This is a genomic window from Paenibacillus chibensis, assembly GCF_004001045.1.
Taxonomy (GTDB): Bacteria; Bacillota; Bacilli; order Paenibacillales; family Paenibacillaceae; genus Paenibacillus_AQ; species Paenibacillus_AQ chibensis.
Genome location: NZ_BIMK01000038.1, coordinates 15,923 through 36,269, shown reverse-complemented (window position 1 = coordinate 36,269; position 20,347 = coordinate 15,923). Strand labels below are relative to the sequence as shown.

General features: G+C 52.5%; 18 protein-coding genes. 6 read left to right on the top strand and 12 right to left on the bottom strand.

The features are described 5' to 3' along the window. Positions 1-252: 252 nt before the first annotated feature. Positions 253-2,070, bottom strand: a complete 1,818-nt coding sequence (locus tag PCH05_RS23185) for an ABC transporter ATP-binding protein (RefSeq protein WP_127606377.1) — start codon at positions 2,068-2,070, stop codon at positions 253-255. Then, positions 2,063-3,808 carry an ABC transporter ATP-binding protein gene (locus tag PCH05_RS23180; protein WP_127606375.1) on the bottom strand — a complete coding sequence of 582 codons (1,746 nt, stop codon included), beginning with the start codon at positions 3,806-3,808 and terminating at the stop codon, positions 2,063-2,065. Before PCH05_RS23180 ends, PCH05_RS23185 begins: the two co-directional genes overlap by 8 nt. A 304-nt stretch (positions 3,809-4,112) precedes the next feature. Here PCH05_RS23180 and PCH05_RS28050 point away from each other — a divergent pair, with 304 nt between their 5' ends. Further along, on the top strand, positions 4,113-4,430 hold the full coding sequence (locus tag PCH05_RS28050; protein WP_307719576.1) for a class I SAM-dependent methyltransferase: 318 nt from the start codon (positions 4,113-4,115) through the stop codon (positions 4,428-4,430). Positions 4,431-4,448: 18 nt separating this feature from the next. Further along, on the top strand, positions 4,449-4,901 hold the full coding sequence (locus PCH05_RS28045) for a hypothetical protein (protein WP_307719575.1): 453 nt from the start codon (positions 4,449-4,451) through the stop codon (positions 4,899-4,901). Positions 4,902-5,058: 157 nt separating this feature from the next. On the opposite strand, the gene PCH05_RS23170 is transcribed toward PCH05_RS28045, so the two are convergent. The 4 genes from PCH05_RS23170 to PCH05_RS23155 form a co-directional block, all read right to left on the bottom strand. Then, on the bottom strand, positions 5,059-6,282 hold the full coding sequence (locus tag PCH05_RS23170; protein ID WP_127606373.1) for a CynX/NimT family MFS transporter: 1,224 nt from the start codon (positions 6,280-6,282) through the stop codon (positions 5,059-5,061). Beyond that, positions 6,275-6,991, bottom strand: a complete 717-nt coding sequence (locus tag PCH05_RS23165; protein WP_127606371.1) for a FadR/GntR family transcriptional regulator — start codon at positions 6,989-6,991, stop codon at positions 6,275-6,277. The genes PCH05_RS23170 and PCH05_RS23165 overlap by 8 nt, the downstream gene beginning before the upstream one ends. Before the next feature lie 194 nt (positions 6,992-7,185). Beyond that, entirely contained in the window at positions 7,186-7,854 is a 669-nt protein-coding gene (locus PCH05_RS23160; protein WP_127606369.1) for a phosphatase PAP2 family protein, read from the bottom strand. A gap of 139 nt (positions 7,855-7,993) precedes the next feature. Beyond that, on the bottom strand, positions 7,994-9,202 hold the full coding sequence (locus tag PCH05_RS23155) for an ROK family transcriptional regulator (RefSeq protein WP_246049924.1): 1,209 nt from the start codon (positions 9,200-9,202) through the stop codon (positions 7,994-7,996). Positions 9,203-9,597: 395 nt separating this feature from the next. Between PCH05_RS23155 and PCH05_RS23150 the strand changes: the two genes are divergently transcribed. The 3 genes from PCH05_RS23150 (at position 9,598) to PCH05_RS23140 (ending at position 12,745) form a co-directional block, all read left to right on the top strand. Further along, positions 9,598-10,854 carry an ABC transporter substrate-binding protein gene (locus tag PCH05_RS23150; protein ID WP_246049921.1) on the top strand — a complete coding sequence of 419 codons (1,257 nt, stop codon included), beginning with the start codon at positions 9,598-9,600 and terminating at the stop codon, positions 10,852-10,854. A 91-nt stretch (positions 10,855-10,945) separates the two neighbouring features. Further along, the gene (locus PCH05_RS23145) at positions 10,946-11,893 is read left to right on the top strand and encodes a carbohydrate ABC transporter permease (RefSeq protein ID WP_371860578.1); all 948 of its coding nucleotides are present in this window, start codon (positions 10,946-10,948) and stop codon (positions 11,891-11,893) included. An 18-nt stretch (positions 11,894-11,911) separates the two neighbouring features. Continuing rightward, complete coding sequence (locus tag PCH05_RS23140) at positions 11,912-12,745, top strand: carbohydrate ABC transporter permease (RefSeq protein ID WP_127606363.1); 834 nt, start codon at positions 11,912-11,914, stop codon at positions 12,743-12,745. Between the two features lie 124 nt (positions 12,746-12,869). Here the strand turns inward: PCH05_RS23140 and pstA are convergent, their stop codons facing one another. The 4 genes from pstA to PCH05_RS23120 form a co-directional block, all read right to left on the bottom strand. Continuing rightward, on the bottom strand, positions 12,870-13,751 hold the full coding sequence (pstA, locus tag PCH05_RS23135) for a phosphate ABC transporter permease PstA (RefSeq protein WP_127606361.1): 882 nt from the start codon (positions 13,749-13,751) through the stop codon (positions 12,870-12,872). Beyond that, the gene (pstC, locus tag PCH05_RS23130) at positions 13,748-14,701 is read right to left on the bottom strand and encodes a phosphate ABC transporter permease subunit PstC (RefSeq protein WP_371860577.1); all 954 of its coding nucleotides are present in this window, start codon (positions 14,699-14,701) and stop codon (positions 13,748-13,750) included. The genes pstA and pstC overlap by 4 nt, the downstream gene beginning before the upstream one ends. A gap of 106 nt (positions 14,702-14,807) precedes the next feature. Further along, a complete protein-coding gene (locus tag PCH05_RS23125) occupies positions 14,808-15,662 on the bottom strand; it encodes a phosphate ABC transporter substrate-binding protein (protein WP_127606359.1) in 855 nt (284 codons plus the stop codon). A 30-nt stretch (positions 15,663-15,692) separates the two neighbouring features. Beyond that, positions 15,693-17,126 carry a stalk domain-containing protein gene (locus tag PCH05_RS23120; protein ID WP_127606357.1) on the bottom strand — a complete coding sequence of 478 codons (1,434 nt, stop codon included), beginning with the start codon at positions 17,124-17,126 and terminating at the stop codon, positions 15,693-15,695. Positions 17,127-17,350: 224 nt separating this feature from the next. On the opposite strand from PCH05_RS23120, the gene PCH05_RS23115 reads away from it, so the two are divergent. After that, entirely contained in the window at positions 17,351-18,298 is a 948-nt protein-coding gene (locus PCH05_RS23115; protein WP_127606355.1) for an MraY family glycosyltransferase, read from the top strand. Between the two features lie 119 nt (positions 18,299-18,417). Here the strand turns inward: PCH05_RS23115 and PCH05_RS23110 are convergent, their stop codons facing one another. Then, the gene (locus PCH05_RS23110) at positions 18,418-19,509 is read right to left on the bottom strand and encodes an AbrB family transcriptional regulator (protein WP_127606353.1); all 1,092 of its coding nucleotides are present in this window, start codon (positions 19,507-19,509) and stop codon (positions 18,418-18,420) included. Then, positions 19,499-20,272: an MBL fold metallo-hydrolase gene (locus PCH05_RS23105; protein WP_246049920.1), complete on the bottom strand. Its 774-nt coding sequence runs from the start codon at positions 20,270-20,272 to the stop codon at positions 19,499-19,501. The genes PCH05_RS23110 and PCH05_RS23105 overlap by 11 nt, the downstream gene beginning before the upstream one ends. Positions 20,273-20,347: the final 75 nt, after the last annotated feature.

Below are 20,347 nucleotides of genomic sequence, written 5' to 3'. Positions count from 1 at the left end.
ATCCAGCTCATTAAATCCGTATTGCCTTTCCTAAAACACACTCCACTTGAATCGCGAACCACAACGAAATAAAGCAGCAGCCACCATATGAAGTGGTGGCTGCTGTTGTTGTCCTTTCCCCATCCCAATGCGGAGGGGCCGAATCTTATTCACTTCGTAGCAGCGGAGAGGACGTTAATATTCATTCAATAAACTTGGGGGCAATAGCGATCAGAGGAATGTTTCGTACTCAGCATTGTGAATCCCCGTAACCTATTCCTCCTCCGACGCCTGCCGCGCATGATGGTACAGCTGCTCGTAATAGCCGTGCATGGCAAGCAGCTCATCATGCGTCCCCTCCTCCACCGCTCTTCCGTCCTTCATGACGAGAATGCGGTCGGCGTGCATTACCGTGGACAACCGATGCGCGATGATCAGCGTCGTGCGTCCCTCGGACACGGTTTGCAGGGCATTTTGTACGAGCTGCTCCGTCTGCGAATCCAGATGCGCCGTCGCCTCGTCAAGGATCAGAATCCTCGGCTCGAATACCATGATCCGTGCAAAGGAGATTAGCTGGCGTTCACCCGCGGACAGCCCGCTGCCCCGTTCCGAGAGCAGCGAGTCATACCCCTGCGGCATCCGCATGATCATATCATGCACCCCGACATGCCGGCACGCCTCCGTCACCTTTTCCCGGGAAATGTCGGTTTGAAAAAGACGGACATTGTCCAGCACGCTGCCCGAGAACAGGAACGGCTCCTGCTGAATAAGTCCGACCAGACGGTGAAGCTGCTGCTGCGGAATATTGCGAATATCGATATCGTCAATCCGGATGCTGCCGCCGTTCACATCGTAAAACCGGTTCAGCAGGCTGATCAGCGTGCTTTTTCCAGCCCCCGTCGTACCTACGATCCCAACCATCTCTCCGGCATCCAGATGCAGATCAAGATCGGGGATCACCGGACTCGACGGCGAATATCCGAATGTAATATGATCGAAATCCACTTTACCGCGGGCATCGTCCGCTTTCAGCATCTTGCGGCGATCAGGCTGCGGATCTTGGACCTCCGGCTCGGTGCTGAGTATTTTCCAGATCCGGTCCATGGAGACCATCGTCGATTGAAACGTGTTCCACTGCATCGTGATTTGGTTGATCGGCTGGAAAAATTGCCGGATATAGCTCGTGAAAGCATAAAGGACGCCAACCTCCATCGCATTGTGGAAGACGGCCATGCCGCCAAGCCACACGACCAAAACGAGGGCCAGGTTTCCCAAAATATCAAAGGTGCGGTTAAACAAAACATTGGCCCGTACTTCGCGCATATTGCCTTCCCAATAGCTCTCATTATGCTCGTTAAAGCGCCGGGTTTGTTCTTCTTCTTGGCGAAAGGCTTGGATGAGGCCCATGCCGGAGAGATTCTCCGCAATGAAGCCGATCAGCCGCGACAGCCGGCTGCGTGTCACTTGATAAGCCTGGCGCAAATAACGCCGGAACATGAAGGCCACCAGCGCGATCACGGGCAAAATGGTCAGAGAATACCAGGCCAGCGTCGTATCCAGACGGAACATGAAATAGATAATGAGGATAAGCGTCATTCCGTCGCGGATCAGGCTCAGGAGAACCTGGGTGAAAAATTGGCTGATCGTCTCGGTGTCGCTGGACACGTTCGTAACCAGGCTTCCGCGATGGACCTTGTCGAAGTAAGACATGGAAAGTTTAGAGATATGATGAAACAAATCTTTTCGAATCTTCGCCACGATGCCCTGTCCGGCAAACTGAAGGAGGTTATTTTGCAGATATGTAAACAGAAAACTGATGAGCGAGATTCCCAGATATATTCCCGCCATAAGGGCGATGAAGCCAAACTCGGCTTTGCCTTTGGCCAGATGATCGTCGATGACGATTTTGACCAGAAAGGGCTGGAGCAAATCCGCTGAAATGCCAAGCAGCGCGCAGATAAAAATACCGGCAAACGTAAGCTTATGCGGCTTGGCGTACTTCAATATATTATTAAAAGCTTCAAAAGACTTTCCTTTGCTCTTGCCGGATGACTGTTGTGCCGCCAACGCGGCGGCCTGTGGATTAGGCATGCTGCAGTCCCTCCTGTTGAATCCGATACATGGATGCGTACAATCCGTCCCTACGTGCCATAAGCTCTTCATGGCTTCCGCGCTGCACAATCCGTCCTTCGTCCAGCACGATAATTTCGTTCGCATGCTGCACGCTGCTGATCCGGTGGGCGATAATCAGCGTGGTTTTACCCTGCCGCTCTTTGACGAGATTGCTCAAAATGCCGGATTCCGTCAATGTATCCACCGCGCTCATGCTGTCATCGAGAATAAGCAGCTCCGGCCTTTTCATCAGGCCCCTCGCCAGGCTGGCGCGCTGCCTTTGACCGCCTGAAAGCGTAAGGCCGCGTTCACCGAGCTTGGTCTGGAAGCCTTCCTTGAATGTGTTTACGCTTTCCAGCAGTAAAGCTTGGTCCGCCGCGCGCTGTACCTGCTCCATATTCGCGGAACGGTCGCTGAAGGCGATGTTATCGGCAATATCCGTACTGAACATAAAGCCATCCTGCGGGACATAACCGATTTTGCGCCGCAGCGTCTCAAGCGATACTTCCGTGATATCCTCCCCGCTGACGCGGATGCTGCCGGCCGGAGGCTCATATACACGAAGCAGCAGCTTTGCCAGCGTGGATTTTCCGCTGCCCGTGCGGCCGATGAGTCCGATCGTATGACCCTTACGGATGGTAAAGCTGATATCCTGAAGCGCCTTTTCCGAAGTGCCCGGATAAGAGAAATTCAGGTGGCTGATCTCAATATCGCCAATGGAATCCAGCTCGATCGCTGCATCATGATCCCTTACGCTCGGCACCTCGGCCAACAGCCGATTGACCCGTTCCAGTGAAGCGCCGGAACGCTGCATCATGTTGATGACATTGCCGATCTGCTGCAGGGGTCCGGTCAGCATCCGTAAGTAGAAGGTTAACGCAACGAAGTTCCCCAGCGTCAGGTGATGCTGAATGGTCATGTATCCGCCGACGAGAAGCGAAACCACAAGAGATAATGCCCCAAGAAAAGGCAGGATTGCCTGGAACAGAGAGGACATCCGAACCAGCCGAAGCTGCGCGGACCGCACGCCATCGACGGTTTCGTCAAATCTTTTTTGCGCGGTTGCCTCCATGGCGAAGGTCTTTGTCACGCGGATTCCGCCGATTTGCTCGTCGGCCGATTCGGTCATGGTTGCCAAATCTTCCTGCACATGCATGGATCTTTCGCGAATGCGCGGGCCGAAATAGATGACCAGAAAAGGAATCAGGATCAGCGGGCATACGCTGACCAGAATCAAAATGACAGGAATGCCTGTAATGAGCATCATCGCCACGCATGAGATCACCATGAACACCGCGTTGGTCGTTTGCGTTACCCCAAAGGATATCGCTTCGCGAACCGAGGTCACATCATTCATGACATAACTCAGCAGCTTGCCGGTCCCCTGCTTGGAAAAGAAATCTTCGCTCAGCCGGGAAAACTGCGCAAATATGCGCCCCCGGGTCAAAAATTCGAAGCGCCGTCCCAGCCTCATGATCGTAAACTGGCCGAGTCCGAACAAAATGCCGTACGACACGGCGATCGCAAGCAAAATCAGGCTTTGCTGAATGATTCCCTCCCGTCCCAGCGTGCCGTCCTTCAAACCGTCCGTGACGTTGCCCAGCACCTGCGGCAGCAAAGACTGGTCTACGTTCGACAAGATGATCAGCACGATTGCCATCAAATAGAGCAGCTTGTTTTGCTTCAGATAACGGGTGAGGAGTTCAAAGTTTTTCATCGGGTACTTCCCTCCTTGTACGATACTTTACATTCCCTTTACCGTTCTCACATATCTAAAATATAGCATATATCCAAATGACCGGCGGCTTGACCATCAAGCTCTGGAGGCCGTCAACCCTTGATATGACTAGGTTTTCATATAAGAAAAAAAGATTATCATGCGCATCTTCTCTCAAAACGAGCGTTGGAAGGTCCGGACTCTTATAGTTATAAACTATATGTTTTATATCATTAATATATTTCACTTATAGGACTCACTATGCCACAATAAGGCCAGCAAACCAAATGGAGGTGCTTGAATCATGAATTTGAAAAATCAGTGGCAGCCGGGTTCCTATGATCAAAAGCTCCACTTTGTGTCTTCGTACGGCAAGGACCTGATTGCCTGGCTGCAGCCCGCGAAGGATGAAGTCATTCTGGATTTAGGCTGCGGAACGGGCGACCTGACGCATGAAATATCCTTGGCGGGCGCACGCGTTGGCGGCTTGGACGCCTCTGGGGACATGATCCGCCGAGCGCAAGAGAAGTATCCCGAGATCGTGTTTGCCGTCGGTGACGCCCAGCGTTTCAAACTGAATTATGCATGCGACGCGGTCTTCTCCAATGCCGCGCTTCACTGAATGCAGGATGCCGCAGGGGTGGCCAAAAGCGTATGGAACGCTTTAAAGCCCGGCGGCCGGTTCGTCGCCGAGTTCGGAGGCGCAGGCAATGTGCGGGCGATCGTCGACGCAATTACGGAGGTATTAACCTCGGATTACGGAATCGAAGCGGCCGCAAGAAATCCGTGGTATTTTCCTAGCCCTGCCGAGTATAGCTCCCTTCTGGAAAAGCAAGGATTCGTCGTACGCATGGTGTACTATTTTGACCGCCCCACCAAGCTTCATGACGGCGCGGACGGCATGCTCAGCTGGCTGGCCCAATTCGGCGACGATTTCTTTCAAGGGATGCCGCAGGAAGCCGTACGAGAGGCTTGCGCCAAAATTGGCGACAAGGTGCGTGCTGCCTTGTGGAAAGACGGCGCGATATACGCCGACCACAGACGGTTGCGCGTGATGGCGGAGAAACCCGCGGAGGCTGCTTCACTGAAGTAGCATCGAGAACAAGAGTTGTACGGCAGCTCTTTTCTCATGCTTCTTCCCCTCCGTTCTCAAGCATACTCTCTTGCCCGGTAAAGAAGCTTACGACGCAAAAGCGCCTACGTTCGGTTATCGTCAACCGAACGTAGGCGCTCCTGTTTTAAGATTCATTTTATTCGTTTTCTCCGATGAACCGGTTGGCTCCTGCTCCCCAGCCCGCAAGCATATAGACCATACCGACGACAAGCAGCAGAATCATAGCGGCCGTCCAGCTGCCGGTCAGGTCATGCACAAGGCCGAACAGCAGCGGTCCGACCGCTGCCAGCAAATAGCCGATGGACTGCGCCATGCCGGACAATTCCGCCGCCTGCTGGGAATGGCGGGTGCGAAGCACGAAAAACATCGTCACGAGGCCGAACGCGGCCCCTGTTCCCATGCCAATCGGAATGACCGCGACCGGAACCAGCGCACTAACGCCTGTCAGCAGCAACGTGAAGCCCAGCATGAAGCACAGGAACGTCAAGAATACGAGCAGACGCTGATTTTTGAAGCGGGCCGCCAGGATCGGCACGATAAAGGTAACCGGCACGCTGAACACCTGCATCAGCGACAGCATCCAGCCGGAAGCGGACGGGCTCATGCCGCGCTCAGTCAGAATTTCCGGAAGCCAGGCGACGATGGAATAAAATACGAACGATTGCAATCCCATTACGATCGTCACCTGCCAAGCGATCTTCGAGGTCCAAACGCTGCTTTTGCCGGAAACCTGCGCCTGCATCGCATCTTGCCGGTATTTAAGCTGCGGCAGCCAAGCCAGCACCGACAGCACGGCCAGAATTCCCCATGTCAGCAGGGAACCGCGCCATCCCGAATGCAGCTGTCCGGCCATTGGCACACTGATGCCGGAGGCGACGGCCGCGAAAATATTCATCGATACGGAATAAATGCCTGTCATGACGCCGGTTCGCAGCGGAAAGTCCCGCTTGATCAAGCTCGGCAGCAATACGTTTCCAAGCGCGATCCCCAGACCCAGCAAAATCGTGCCTCCGAACAAAGCGGCCAGCGACGGGATGAACCGCAAAAGGATGCCGGCGGTAACGGCACAGATGCCGAAAAACAAAGTCCGCTCCATGCCCCAGCGCCGCGAGATGCGCGGAGCCAGCGGGGACATCAGGGCAAACGCCAGCAGCGGGAACGTGGTAAGCAGTCCGGCCAGCGTATGCGACATGCCGGTATCGCTGCGAATCGTTTCAATCAGCGGCCCGACCGCCGTAATCGGGGACCGCAGCGTGGTTGCGATCAAAATTATGCCGACGAGCAGCAAGGCGGCTTTCATGCCGTTCGATGCCGGCCCGCTGCCCGTCCGTTGATTGGCTTGCGTAGTGGTGTTATTCATGATGTTTCTCATTTCCTCCTTCTATATCCTGAAGCAGCATGGTTCGCGATGCGTCGATATAAGCCCGAACCGTATCCGCTGCACCTGCCGCATTCCTGGCGACGATTCCCTCCACAAGCTTTTCGTTCAGCTCCGTGTGAATCCGCAGCAGCTCCAGGCTTGTGCTGCCCTCATGCACCGCCATCTGAACCGCCTCGCTGATCGAATCATACAGGTCGCTTAATATGGCATTGTGGGCCGCGGCAATAATTGCGCTGTGAAAGGCGTAATCGAGCCGGATCAGGTGTTCAAAGTCCCGCTCTTCCCACGCGTAGCGCACCTGTTGGTAAGCGGACCGTATGCGTTCAAGATCCTCCGGTGTGTGCCGCAGCGCCGCCAAGCGGGCACCTTCCTGTTCCAGCGCGGAACGCACGTCCAGCGTATCGCTGAGCTCGCAGCGCTCCAGCCTGCGCGTTAGTGCCGGCGCCAGGCTGCTCGACGAGCAGACATAGGTTCCGTCGCCCTGCCGGGTTCTGAGCATGCCAGCATGAATCAAGGCATGAATGGCTTCGCGGATCGTATTTCTGCTGACGCCAAGCTCTTTGACCAATTCAGGTTCCGCAGGAATGCGGTCTCCGACCGGCCAGGTGCCGTTCTCGATCAATTCTTCCAGCTGGGCCACGATTTGCTCGACCAGCGTTCGTTTCATGGGCCGCTGCAAGTTTGTCATAGCGATTCCTCCAAACATAGGATGTTTGGTTCATTGTAGCATACATTTTCGTATTTTGCAGACTTTTTTCTGAAAACAATATGTAATTAAATTAATGGAATATTGGATTTGTTTTACTTTCTTTCCGATTCCAAAAAAAAGAACTGCCCCTTTAAGGAGCAGTCCTTGTGCTTTTCAATAATCATCACATACAGTCACGCCTGAAATTCACGATGCTGGGAAGCCATTTTGTTCCGGTAAAGCGATGGCAGCTTAATGAACAGGAAGCTATAAATTTCCACGATCGCTATGGCTCCAACGACATCCATGATCACATGCTGCTTCATAAAGAGAGTCGAGGCAATGATCAGAAGCGACATTCCGCTGATGAGCGTCACGTTGACGCGATTGCGTGCCGGACTTTTCCAGATCATCCGCATCACCATGTAGCTGGAGAAGCAGTGGATGCTAGGAAAACAATTGAACGGCTGATCACGATTGTAAATAAAACGGGACAGCTGCGCAAACGGATCATCCCCGAGGACGACTGGCCGCGGCACGGTCGTTTGAAAAACAAGATACACCCCGTAGCACGTCAGCGCGCATACCGTATAAAGGAGCAGCGAGCGGTAATAAGACGGACGGTCCCGGAAAAAGAAGTATACGATGCAGACATAAATGTAGAAAATCCAAACCCCGTAAGGCAATGCGAAATATTTAATGAACGGCATCGCTTGATCCAGAGGCGTAAGGAGCGAATACACCTTATGGGTCGGCTGGTTCACCAAGTGATATAAGTTTCCGAGAACGGGAAAAATAAGCATCAAGAGCAGAGGAGCCCAGCGAAGCAGCGGCTTGGGAATCCTGGTCGTAAGCCAAGTCATTTCATCAGTACCTTTCTGTATGCAAAAATTGGGGCCCTTTGTCTTCTTGGCCCGGTAAGGCTCAAAACTATGCTGAATTATTGTACTCCGCGATCTGCCACGATTCAACACCAATATATGTAGATATTTTGTGAAGGATTCAGCCCTCGGCCAAGGAAAACCTGAAAATGTGACGCAACACGACAGCGGCTCCGCCAATCAGGCTGCCATCAGGTCCCAGCGAAGACTGGGCGATGCTGATCTCGTCCTTCAATACCCGCATGGCATGTTTAAGAACATGATCCCTGACCCTCTCCAGCAACGCGGGATTGTCATAGGCAAGGCATCCGTCTAGAATGATCGCTCCGGGATTGAACAAATTCACCAGATTAACGATGCCCGCGCTCAGATGCTCGGCAATCTCTTCGTTAATATCCAGGGCAAGGGGATCGCCAAGCCGAACAGCTTCTTTATATAAAGACGGATTTATCTCCGAAAAGTTACCCCTGCACTGCCCATTTATCCACGTCGGCCTTCCGGACGATATTCCCGCCACAATTTTCGAATATACGGTAGGCCAGCTGATCGCATTTTCCAGACAGCCTACGTTTCCGCACTCGCAGCGGATGCCGCTCCGGCTTACGCTTGTATGACCGAATTCGCCGGCGCCGCCCCTGCTCCCCCTCAACACGCTGTCATTAACCAGGATCCCTGCTCCCACGCCATCTCCGACCACAATGTAAATTAAATCCTGATGGTCTCCCCAGCTTCCGAATCTCCGCTCCGCGAGCACGACGGCATTGGCGTCGTTTTCGATCCACGTCCTGAGACCGTAGCGCTGCTCGATAATCATCTTCAAGGGGACATTGTCCAGGCGAAGCTTCGAATTGTAATACACGATTCCTTCCTCCACATTCACCACTCCGGGAACCGTGACGGCAATGCCGATGCAGCGATCAAGCCCTCCGCCTTCCTCCATGAACCGGTCTAGTTCCTCCGTCATAAGCCGAATGACCTCATCGCCTTTTTGGCCCTCTACGGGTTTGACCCGCTTGCGTAGCAGGTTGGCATCCAGGTTCAGCTCCGCCACTTCGATCGCGCTATTGGTAATGACCGCTGCAATAATAAAATGGTTATCCGGCGCAAACTGCAGCAGAATCGGCTTTCTCCCCCCGCTCGATTCGCCTTCGCCCACTTCGGACACGTATCCCTCCTTCATCAGCTCCTGCACCGCCGAAGCGACGGTCGAAGGGCTGATGCGGCATTCCTTGGCCAGGCTGATGCGGGAAATCGGTCCCTGACTCCGGATTTTATTCAAAATGATCGAACGGTTGAGCTCCTGAACAAGCTTCAAATCGCCTTTTCGCATTTTTTTCAATCGGGTTCTCCTTTCTTTTTCAAAATACGATATTATATTCCATACTATTCCATTTCACCGGTGAAATATAGTTCGTCCGGCACCTTTCCCAAGACTTATTCCAATTGAAATTATATGTACGCTTTCTGATTCGGCTAAAAAATAAAATTTGTTATTTTTGTAATCGCTTACTTGAAAAAAATATACTGCAAAGCTATAATCTTACGCAACAGATGCCATAGTTTTCCTGAAATGCAACCCGCTTTTGATTATGACTTGCATTCACTTTTTTCGGTGAATGGAATAACTATGACAGTATAAGGCAGGAAAGGAGGTCAGCTTACATATCAGGCAGCGTAAATTGAAGAATAAATCCGTATTTTAAACAATTTAAGGAGGAAATGTCGATGAGAATTTCTGGACTCATAACGATTCTGTTCCTGTTTACTACGGTTTTAGCCGGCTGCGGCGGTTCTTCCTCTGGGGATGCAGGCGGAAAGAAAGTCATCAACGTCGCCTTATGGGATAAAAACGTCAAGGACACGCTCACCAAAACCATCCAGGTGTACAATAAAAGCCACCCGGATGTTGAAGTGAAGGTCACGTATACGCCATGGGCCGATTACTGGACCAAGCTTAAGACCAGCCTCGCCGGCAACAGCGGCCCCGACGTGTTTTGGATGAACGGCCCCAACTTCTACGCTTATGCCTCGAACGGCTGGATCAAAGATCTCCAGCCCCTGATTGATGAAAGCAAGCTCGACACCTCTGTATACACGGACGCGCTTGTGAATCTCTATTCTTACAAGGACCATCTGTACGGCCTCCCGTATTTCCTTGACGCCGTAGGTCTTTACTATAACAAGGAATTATTTGACAAAGCCGGAATCGCCTATCCGGATGACAAATGGACCTGGAACACGATCGAAGAGAACGCCGCCAAAATGACCGATAAATCAAATGGCGTTTACGGTTACGCAGCACTCGTCGACAGTCAGTCCGGTTATTACGATCTCATTCACCAGGCTGGAGGTTACGTCATTTCGGATGACAAGAAAACTTCCGGTTTTGATTCTCCCGAAACGCTGTCCGCTTTCAAGTGGGAGCAAAGCCTGATGGAAAAAGGCTATTCCCCGAGCGCGCAGCAGCAGCTTGAAACGAAGCCGCTTCAGCTGTTCGGTTCGGGCAAGATTGCCATGTTTCCCGCCATTTCCGTCAGCGCTCCGGAGCTGTACAAGCTGCTCGGCGACAAGCTGGGCGTAGCTCCACTGCCGGCAGGCAAAAAGCAAGCCACCATCGTCCATGGACTCAGCTGGGCCATGAACGGGAAGACCAAGCATGAAAAAGAAGCGTGGGATCTGATTCAGGTTCTCTCCGGCAAGGAAGGCGAGCAGCTGCTGGCAGACTCCGGTTTCAGCATTCCTGCATACAAAGGCACCGAGGACGGCTGGCTTAAATCGATTCCTTCTTTGAACCTGCAGGTTTTTGTGGACAGTCTCAAATTTGCCGTCCCTTATCCGGTATCCGAGAAGACGGCTGAGTGGCAGGATGTCGAATCGAAGGAGATTCAGGATGCCTTCCTCGGCAAGAAGACGTTTGAGGTGGCGCTCAAAACAATAGCCGACAAGATGAATGGAATTCTCGCTTCAGAAGGAAAGAAGTAGCCTTGGCACACATGATAGTGTTTCCCTTTGGATAACCGGCCAGCCCCTCCCAAGGGGCTGACCGACAAGACACGAAAGGAAGGTGCTGCCCGTGAGTATTCAAGCGGCTTCAGCGAAGCATCAGCCTGACATCCCCGTCAAGAAAAAGCGCAAAATCTCCAGGCTTGCGTTTCACGAAGCGGCCTGGGGTTATTTGTTCATCCTGCCGGTGGCTCTGGGGCTTGCCGTTTTCTATATGGCCCCCTCCGCCGCCTCGCTGTTTCTCTCTTTCACGACGTGGGACGGCATGTCCTCCCCCGTCTTTAACGGGATCGATAATTTCGTACAGCTTGCGGGAGACGAGAAATTCGTCCGTTCGCTGCTCAACACCCTGCTCTACACTGTAGCCACGGTACCGATATCCATCGCTCTGGCCGTGATCCTCGCGGTACTGCTCAATCAAAAAATCAAGGGAATGATTCTTTACCGGACGCTTTATTTTATTCCCGTCATCACGATGCCCATTGCCGTCGGCATGGTGTGGAAATGGCTCTACAATTCGGAATTCGGGCTGATCAATTTCGTGCTCGGATCGCTGCATTTGCCGCAGCCGAACTGGCTGTTCGACGAGAAATTCGCCTTATTTTCGATCGTAATTGTCAGCGTCTGGACCAGTATCGGCTATAATGCGGTCATTCTGCTTTCCGGCCTGCAAGGCATATCGGCAAGCTATTATGAAGCGGCCTCCTTGGACGGCGCCGGGACGCTCTACCGCTTCTTCCGGATTACACTTCCCTTGTTGACGCCAAGCCTGTTTTTTGTCCTGGTCATGTCCTTCATCAACTCCTTCCAGGTATTTGATCTGGTCTTCATCATGATGGGACAGCAGACCTCGCTGCTGGATTCGACCCGTACGGTCGTGTACAGCATATGGGAGGACGGCTTCAAGTACTTTAATATGGGCTATGCGTCCGCGGAAGCCTTTATCCTGTTCATTGTCATCCTGGTAATCACGGCTTTTCAGATGTACTTTCAGAAGCGCTGGGTTCATTACCAATAATCAAGGAGGGACACATCAATGACAAGCTATGCCGCGGACAGAACCCGCCGGATCGCGGTGCATATACTGCTGATTGCCGGCGCCGTGATCATGATCATGCCATTTTTATGGATGTTGTCCACATCCTTCAAATCGTTTGCCGACTCCATGAAGGTGCCGCCGACTCTGTTTCCGATGGAGTGGCATTTTGACAATTACGCCAAGGTGCTGAGCACCATCGATTTCGGCCGGTATTACGCCAATACCATTGTAGTCACGGTAGGAAGAACGGTCGGGCAGCTGCTGCTCTGCTCACTTGCAGCCTACTCCTTCGCCTGCCTGAAGTTCCCGGGCAAGAACATCATTTTCCTGGCGCTGCTCGCCGTTCTGATGGTTCCATCCCAAGTGGTCATGATTCCGAGCTTCGTCATTATGCGTGAGCTGAATTGGCTCGACACGTTTTATGTACTCATTATTCCGGGCATCTTCAGCGCCTTCGGCACCTTCCTGCTGCGCCAGTTCTTCATGACGCTGCCCAAGGATCTGGAGGAAGCCGCGAAAATCGACGGCTGCAGCTACTTCCGCATCTATTGGAGCATCTATCTGCCGCTTTCCAAGTCCGCCCTGGTGTCTTTGGCGATCTTCACTATTCTGGCTTCCTGGAACGAGCTGCTCTGGCCGCTCATCATGACCAGCTCCGAAGATATGCGCGTGCTGTCGATCGGCATCTCCACCTTTCAAGGCCAGCACTCCACCGATTATCCGCTGCTGATGGCCGGAGCGGTCATGGCGACACTGCCGATCATCATCCTGTTTATTTTCTTGCAGCGGTATTTCATTGAAGGCATTGCCATGAACGGAATCAAAGGTTAACGAAGCTATAACAACTACCGATGACTTTCGAAGCTGACAAGCGGCGGTTTGCAATCATATCTAAAAAAGAACCTTCTCTCCCTTGGGAAAGAAGGTTCTTTTATGTTTAGAGCCTGAAAACGGGTTATTTCTTCAGCTTGCGGTTATTGATCCAGAGCGGAATCCGGAACAGCAGATTGATCAGCAGCACGATGATGACAAGCACCGCTGCCGATCTGTCGGCAATCGACGCAGCGTCTTCAACGATGGCTTCCGATTGAACGTACCAGAGATGAACCGCAAGCGTCTCGCCCGGGGAAAACAAATTGAAATCCCACATTTCGCCCGAGGTGCTGAGACCCGCTGTCAGCAAAATAACGGCCGATTCGCCAAATGCCCGGCCGGCCACGAGACAGATGCCCGTGATGATCCCCTGCAGTGCCATCGGAAGCACTACCGTGCGAATGCATTGGAACTTGGTCATGCCAAGGGCGTAAGAGGCATTCTTCACATCGTTCGGTACCGCCCGCACAGATTCTTCCGTTACCCGTGCCAGCATCGGCAAATTCAGGAACGCGAGACTGACAGCGCCGCCCAGAATGGTCAAGCCGATTTGAAAATACTCTGCGAAAATGGCGAGGCCAAGCATCCCGAAAACGATGGACGGTACGGATGACAAGCTTTCCACGCAAATGCGGAGCACTTCGGTGAATCGGTTTTCGGGCGCGTATTCCGCCATATAAATCCCTGCTCCCACCCCGATCGGGATCGAGATGACAAGCGAAAGAAACAATATATAGAAGGAATTGAACAATACCGGTCCAATGCCGCCCCCAGCATCCATGTCCTCCGGCAGCTTAAGCAGGAAGTCCAGCGATAATCCGGGAAGTCCTTTGCTCAGAATCGTGAAGAGAAGCCACAGGATCAGCAGTACGACCAATGCCCCCAGGGCATAAAAGGCCCCGGTTGCAAGTTTGTTATACACAAGCGAACGCTGCATTTTACGGCTGCGCGTCATATCCGTCATGCCTTGTCACTTCCTTTTCGTCCAAGATAACGGATAAACAGAATGAGGATGAACGAAATGACCAGCAGCAGGAATGCCATCATATGCAGCGCATAGTTCCAGGTGGAATCAAACTCCACGTTGGAAATCTGCATGACGATGTTGCTTGTAAGCACAGAAGCCGGGGTGAACAGCGACTTCGCCAGCTGAGCCGTATTGCCGATAACCATCACGACTGCCATCGTTTCGCCAATGGCACGGGTCATGCCCATGATGATTGCGGCAACGATGCCTCTGCCGGCAGCGGGAATGACCACGCGCATCATGACTTGAAGCCGCGTGGAACCCAGCGCATAGCCTGCTTCCCGGTATTTTTTCGGCACCATGGAAATCGCTTCGTCGCTGATCCGGCATATCGTCGGCAGCACCATCAGCGCCAGCACGAGCGCCGCTGCGAGCAGTCCATCGCCCAGGTTCTCTCCGCTCAGCCTGCGTAAAAAAGGAATGAGGACGGTCAATCCCAGATATCCATATACAATGGAAGGAATGCCGACAAGCAGATCCAAGACCGGACGCATCACATTTTTGAGCCATTTCGGAGCGATTTCGGCGATCAATACGGCAAGGCCGACAGCGACCGGAACGGCCATTAGCAGCGTCAGGGCGGTCAGGGTCAGCGTATTCACGATGATGCCGGCAGCCCCAAAATGATCTTCTTCCGGCGTCCAGTTAAACGAAAAGAAAAACTCTTTGAACGAGATGTTGGAAAAAGTCAGGAGCGCCGTTTTGCCGATAAAAAAGATAACCAGGCCAAGAACGAAGCATAAGGCCAGAATGCTGAACAAAAAATAATACCTAAACAGCCGATTTGCCATCCGTGCGCGCATATATCGGCTGAACCGTTCCTTACCGGGCGGTTTGGCAAATATGGCGCGGTCATCAGGCGCTAATTGCTGGGGGGACGTGCTCACAAGTTTTCCTCCTATAAAGCAGCCAGCCCCGTGATCGATCAGGGCTGGCCGTTGTCGTATACGTCTTCGAGGTTCAAGCAGCCGGTAGCTGCTTTGCCGCTTGGCATTATTTCATTGCAGAGATTGGAATGAATTTCAGCTTTTTAAGCGAACCTTGCTGGAACTTTTGGCTTTGTACGTAATCGATGAATGCTTTGGTTGCGCCTGTAGGCTGGCCCTTGGTCATGTAATAGCCGTATGCCCAGATTTTGTAAGTTCCGTTGATGACGTTCTCCGTCGTTGGTGCCACGCCGTTATGGCTGATCGCTTTGATATCGCTGTTCACGTATACCAAGTCGATATAACCGATGGCATTCGGAGTTGTAGCGACAGCGGTTTTCATATCGCCGCTCGAGCCCACTTCTTTGTAGTTTTTATCCTTTTTGACGATGTCTCCGCCGCCCAAAGCTTTGGCTTGATAGTTAACGCGAGTGCCGGAACCGAATGCGCGGGTAATGACGACGATGTCTGCGTTGTCTCCGCCAACTTCCTTCCAGTTGGTGATTTTTCCGGAATAAATTCCTTTCAACTGTTCGGTCGTCAGGTTAGTCACCTTCACGTTTTTATTCGTGATGGTCGCGAACGGAATGACTGCAACCTTGTTTGCCACCTGTCCGTCAAAAGCTTTGAAGCCTGGAACGTCCATGCTTGCATCCCAGTCGCATGCGCCGATGTCGGCGATGCCTTTTTTCACGGCTTGCGGTCCGGTCACGGAGCCTTTGCCGGATGCAGCGATTTTAACCTTCGGATTCAGCTTCTGGAATTCCTTGGCCGCTTGCAGCGTCAGCGGAAGCAGCGCCGTCGAACCGTTGATGGTGATTTTGCCGGAAAGGCTGGATGCCGCAGAAGCGGAGCCGACCAGGGTAGATACGGCTACCAGGGACGCCGCAGCCAGTAGGGACATTTTTTTATACCATTTCATGTGAATAATCTCCTCTCGATTTGCCGCAAATTATTTAGTAAGCTGACTTGCTTTGCCATTCTCGATAACCACAATTTTGCCGTCGGCCACAACAACCACGCGCTTGCCGTCCGCGGAAATTGCCAGATCGGTAATGTCGGCTTTCGTGCTGTAAATTTCGGTTTTGACTCCGCCTACGATACTGTAAACTTTATTGCTTCCGTCCGCCGCTTCACCTGCAGCAACCAGGTTTCCGTTCGCGCTTGCCGCGCTGATCGTCACGTCCACATCATTGATGAGATCCTGATTTTTGCCGTCTGCGGAAATTGCTTTGATGGATCCTTTGGCGTTCGGATTATCGGAATCCGCGCTCAGATAGGCTACGCTGCCGTTGCTCAGGAACGCCGGATACAGCTTATTGTCAGCCGAAGTGGTGACAGCTGCCGGTTTAGCGTCCTTCACACCCAGATCCAGCGTATAAATTTGCTCGCCCGCACTGGAGTAGTCAATTTTCAAGGAATCTTCCGTACCGTCCTTGTCGGTTGACGCTACGCCGGTAATGTTGACGATATAGGAAATTTTGTTTCCGTCTGGAGACACATGCACCTCGGATTTGTTTTCAACCTTGTCCGCTACCACTTCGGTGATTTTGCCGTCCAGGGTTATGTAAGAAATTTTCTCCTGCTTGTCGCCCTGCACGAAAAAGATTTTTTTGCCGTCGGCCGACCAAGTCAGATCGGTTTTCACGGATGTATCCGAGCCCAGTTTGAGCGGGGAGCCGCCGTGAAGCGCCACCAGATACAGTTGTCCGGTTTCATCCGTATAAGCTGCCGTGTCGCCGCTCGGAGAAATTGTCATACTCAGCAAGTTGTCCGTTGAAGATAATAAGGATGAGCTGTAATCGCTGTTCAGCTGCAGCAGCTCGGCCGGATCCGCATCATCTCTTACCGCGAAAACTTGACCTCTAGCGTCAAAGTTTACGGATGCGAAGCTTCCGGAGATTCTTTCCTTCGTCAGGACGTTCAGCGTTTGCCCGTCCAGAATTTCACCGCCAAGCGCAGCCACAATCGGCTTCACTTCAACGTAGGAACGGTTGTCCTGCAGAACCGGCGCTGTCGTAAAAGAGTGTGCCTCGCCGTTCAGCTTGAACGTTTTGGAGCCCGCTTGAAACTGCAGGTTGTGACCGTCTTTGCCTGTTGTGATGGTGATGACACCTTTGGCGGAAGTCACGGAAGCACCGAATGCTTTGGCCAGATCGCTTACGGCGATCAGCTTGCCGTTTCCGGCTTGCAGCATTTGAACGGTAACATCATGGCCGTTTACCAAAACTTGTGCGCTGGAAACCGCAAATTTCGCTGCCACGGTTTTGGAGGCAGGACTTTTGGCAGGTGCTTTAACGGTCGCTGCTTCGGCAGTTCCCGCCGACAGGGCTGTGGTTACGATAGCTGCTGCTGCAATGATCTGAAGCATTTTATTGTTTTTCAAATGGCTCACCCTTTTCTAATCGCATATTGGATATAGGTCTATTTTCGTATACATTTGTTAAATGTGTTCGATTGGTATGTTATGGAAGTATTAAATATTTGGCGTTGTCTTTTGTAAAAATAGGTATTATCCTAGTTAGAAATAGAGCTTTTCCCAGAAAAATGCCTGAATATGGAAGTTACCGCAAGAGTTATATTGTTAACTGAAGTGATGGAGGCCGAAAAATTGTGTATGTAATCGGATTTATTTTATCGCTAGTCATTGTCCTCGCCCTTATTCCGCCTCTGCGGAAGCTTGCCATCCGGGTCGATTTTGTCGACAGGCCCACCAGCCGGAAAATACACAAGGAACCGGTTCCCCATTTGGCGAGCATCGCCATCTTCCTCGGTTTCATGGTCCCGTATTTGATCCTGAGCCGGCATTGGGACGGCGAAATGGCAGGCATTATCGCCGGCTCGCTGCTGATTCTCGCGATCGGCATGGTGGACGATTGGTACAAAACGCGCGGCAAGGATTTTCCCGCCCTTCCCAAAACGATCGTGCAGGTAGCGGCTGCGGTCATCGTCTACTTCTCCGGCATTTCCTTCGTCGGAGTTACGATTCCGTTTGCCGGGCAAATGATCGTATTTCCGGAATGGCTTCAGTTCATTCTCACGATTCTTTGGATTTTCGGTGTGACGACGGTCATTAATTTCATGGACGGTCTCGACGGTCTGTCCGGCGGCGTAGCCGGCATTTCAGCTTTGACGCTGTTTGTCGTGGCGATTGCCAAAGGCCAGTCCCAATCCGCCATCATGGCCATCATCCTGGTTGGGGTCGCGCTCGGCTACCTGAAATACAACAAGCCCCCCGCCAAAATTTATATGGGGGACGCAGGTGCCACCTTTATCGGATTCATGCTCGGGATTATTGCTTTGGACGGCGCATTCAAGCAGGTAACCGTCATTTCGATTCTGGTGCCGGTGCTGGCACTCGGCGTTCCGATCTTCGACAACATTTACGTTGTCATCAAACGTTATTTGAACGGACAACCCGTATACAAGGCCGACCGCAGCCAGCTTCATTACCGCCTGCTGTCCTGGGGCCTTAGCCCCAAACAAGCTGTCGTATTCATTTATTTGATCAGCTTCTGCCTCTCCCTTTCGTCCATTATATTGATGCTGTTAAGTTGAATTTCAATTCACAGCACGACAAAAAAGCTCCACGGTGCCGCTTCAGCGGCAGTGGAGCTTTTTTATGCTTTTATGGAAGATACACGCAGCATCGGTGCTTTAAGCGCATGAATCCGATGTTATTCGTGTCCGGCAAGCTTTTTGCGCTGTACCGATTTGAAGATGGCCTTGAGCAGCGGCGGGACCGCGACGAAAATAAAGAGCGTGCGGAACAGCTGATAGCAGATTACCACTGACAAATCCGCCCCCGCCTCCTTGCCGATAATCCCCATTTGATCCATTCCTCCGGGCGCGAGACCCAGGAAGGCCGTTATCATGGTTACGGCATGCATTTTGGTCAGGAGCACGCTGAGAGAGATGGAGCAGCCGATCAGCAGCACGCCGCTCAAGAGCGCAAGCGCAACCATCCTCAGCTTGTGGCTTAGCTGCTCGGGCTTCAGCAGCATCCCCACATAGGTTCCGATCACCAGCTGTGATGCATTCAGAAACAAGGTCGGCAGCGCATGCCCCTCATATCCTGATAAGTTCAGCAGTACGGCGGCAATCATCGGTCCAAGCAAATACGCCGTAGGAAATTTGATCCGCTGTCCCACGAAGGCAAAGAGCGTACAGACCGCCGCATAAACGATTATATGAGGAAAAAGTCCGTTCCAGGCGGAGACAGCCGCTTCGTTCATCCCCGCTGCCGCTTCGCTTGCCTCCCCGCCGAAGATCGGGCTGAACACGAGCAGCGGTACGAAAAAGATGATCATCATCAGCCGCGACACTTGTAAAAAGGTCACGACCGTGATGTCGATGCCTTTGATATCGTCGGCTAGTGTGACCATCTGCGTCAGCCCGCCAGGAATGCTTCCCATAAGCACCGTCGGAAACGGGACGCCGGAGAGGAAGGAGACCAGCGCAGCGATCAGCAGGCTGCAGATCAAGAGCAGCATCGTCAGCAGGATCATGGAAGGCAGCTGCTTTCCGATCTGCTGGAGCGTCGCCATTGTAAATGACAATCCGATCGTATAGCCGATCACGATCATCCCTGCGTTGCGGAGCACCGGCGGCCACAGCGGCTTAACCGTCTTGATTGTCTTGGAGGCGATCAGGACGAAGATCATCGGCCCGAGCAGCCATGGAATCGGCATGTGTATCCATTGGAAGACATAAGCGCCAATCACGCCGCAAACCAGCGTATAGATCAGCCGCAGCGGTTTACTTGACATCCGCGGTCAACTCTTCGATCCGCTTAGGGATATCGCCTGTAAAGGATCCGCCATGATAGCAGACCACGGTCTCAATCTCATAATCCAAAAATTTACGCACGGATTTCAATGCTTGCTCCATGTCCGGCGTGACGGGCGGATTGGGTCCGCATAACTCGCCATCGTTGACGGTGAGCGCGTCGCCGACCAACAGTGTCTTGCTGTCCGCATGGTACAAGCTGATATGCCCCGGCGTATGTCCAGGCGTATGAATCACCGTAAGCCCTCCACCGTAGGGCAGAACATCCCCTTCCGCCGCAAGCTCGGTTACCTGAGGGGCGGATTCTTTGGAAAAAGCATGCTTGAATTGTTCATATTCCTCGGCAGCAAGCAAGTTACTCAGCATTTCCTTGACTTGCGGCCGCATTTTCAGGAACGCGATTTCCCCGTCGATGTACGGACGGTCTTCCGCGTGCGCCCATACCTTCAAATCTCCGCGCATGCCCAGAAACTTCGGCAGGCTTCCCACGTGATCGACGTCCTGATGCGTCAGAATAATCGCCGTCAAACCTTCGGCCTCAAATCCGGCCTGGCCGGCAAGTTTCATGATGGCCTCATACAGGCCGGGCATACCGGTATCGACGAGGGCCCAGTCGTCCTTACGGCCAACGATCACCGGATGAAGCACCATTCCCGAACCAGCAATGGTCAAATCCAGCACTTCTAATCCTTCGGTTATTTTCATCTGTTCCAAAGCGCTGTGCTTTGGTTCACCTCCTGCCATGATTTAAAAACCCACGAGTCCATTATATGACCCATGGGTTCTATCCGTCAATTCTCCACATTGACCTGCCACGCC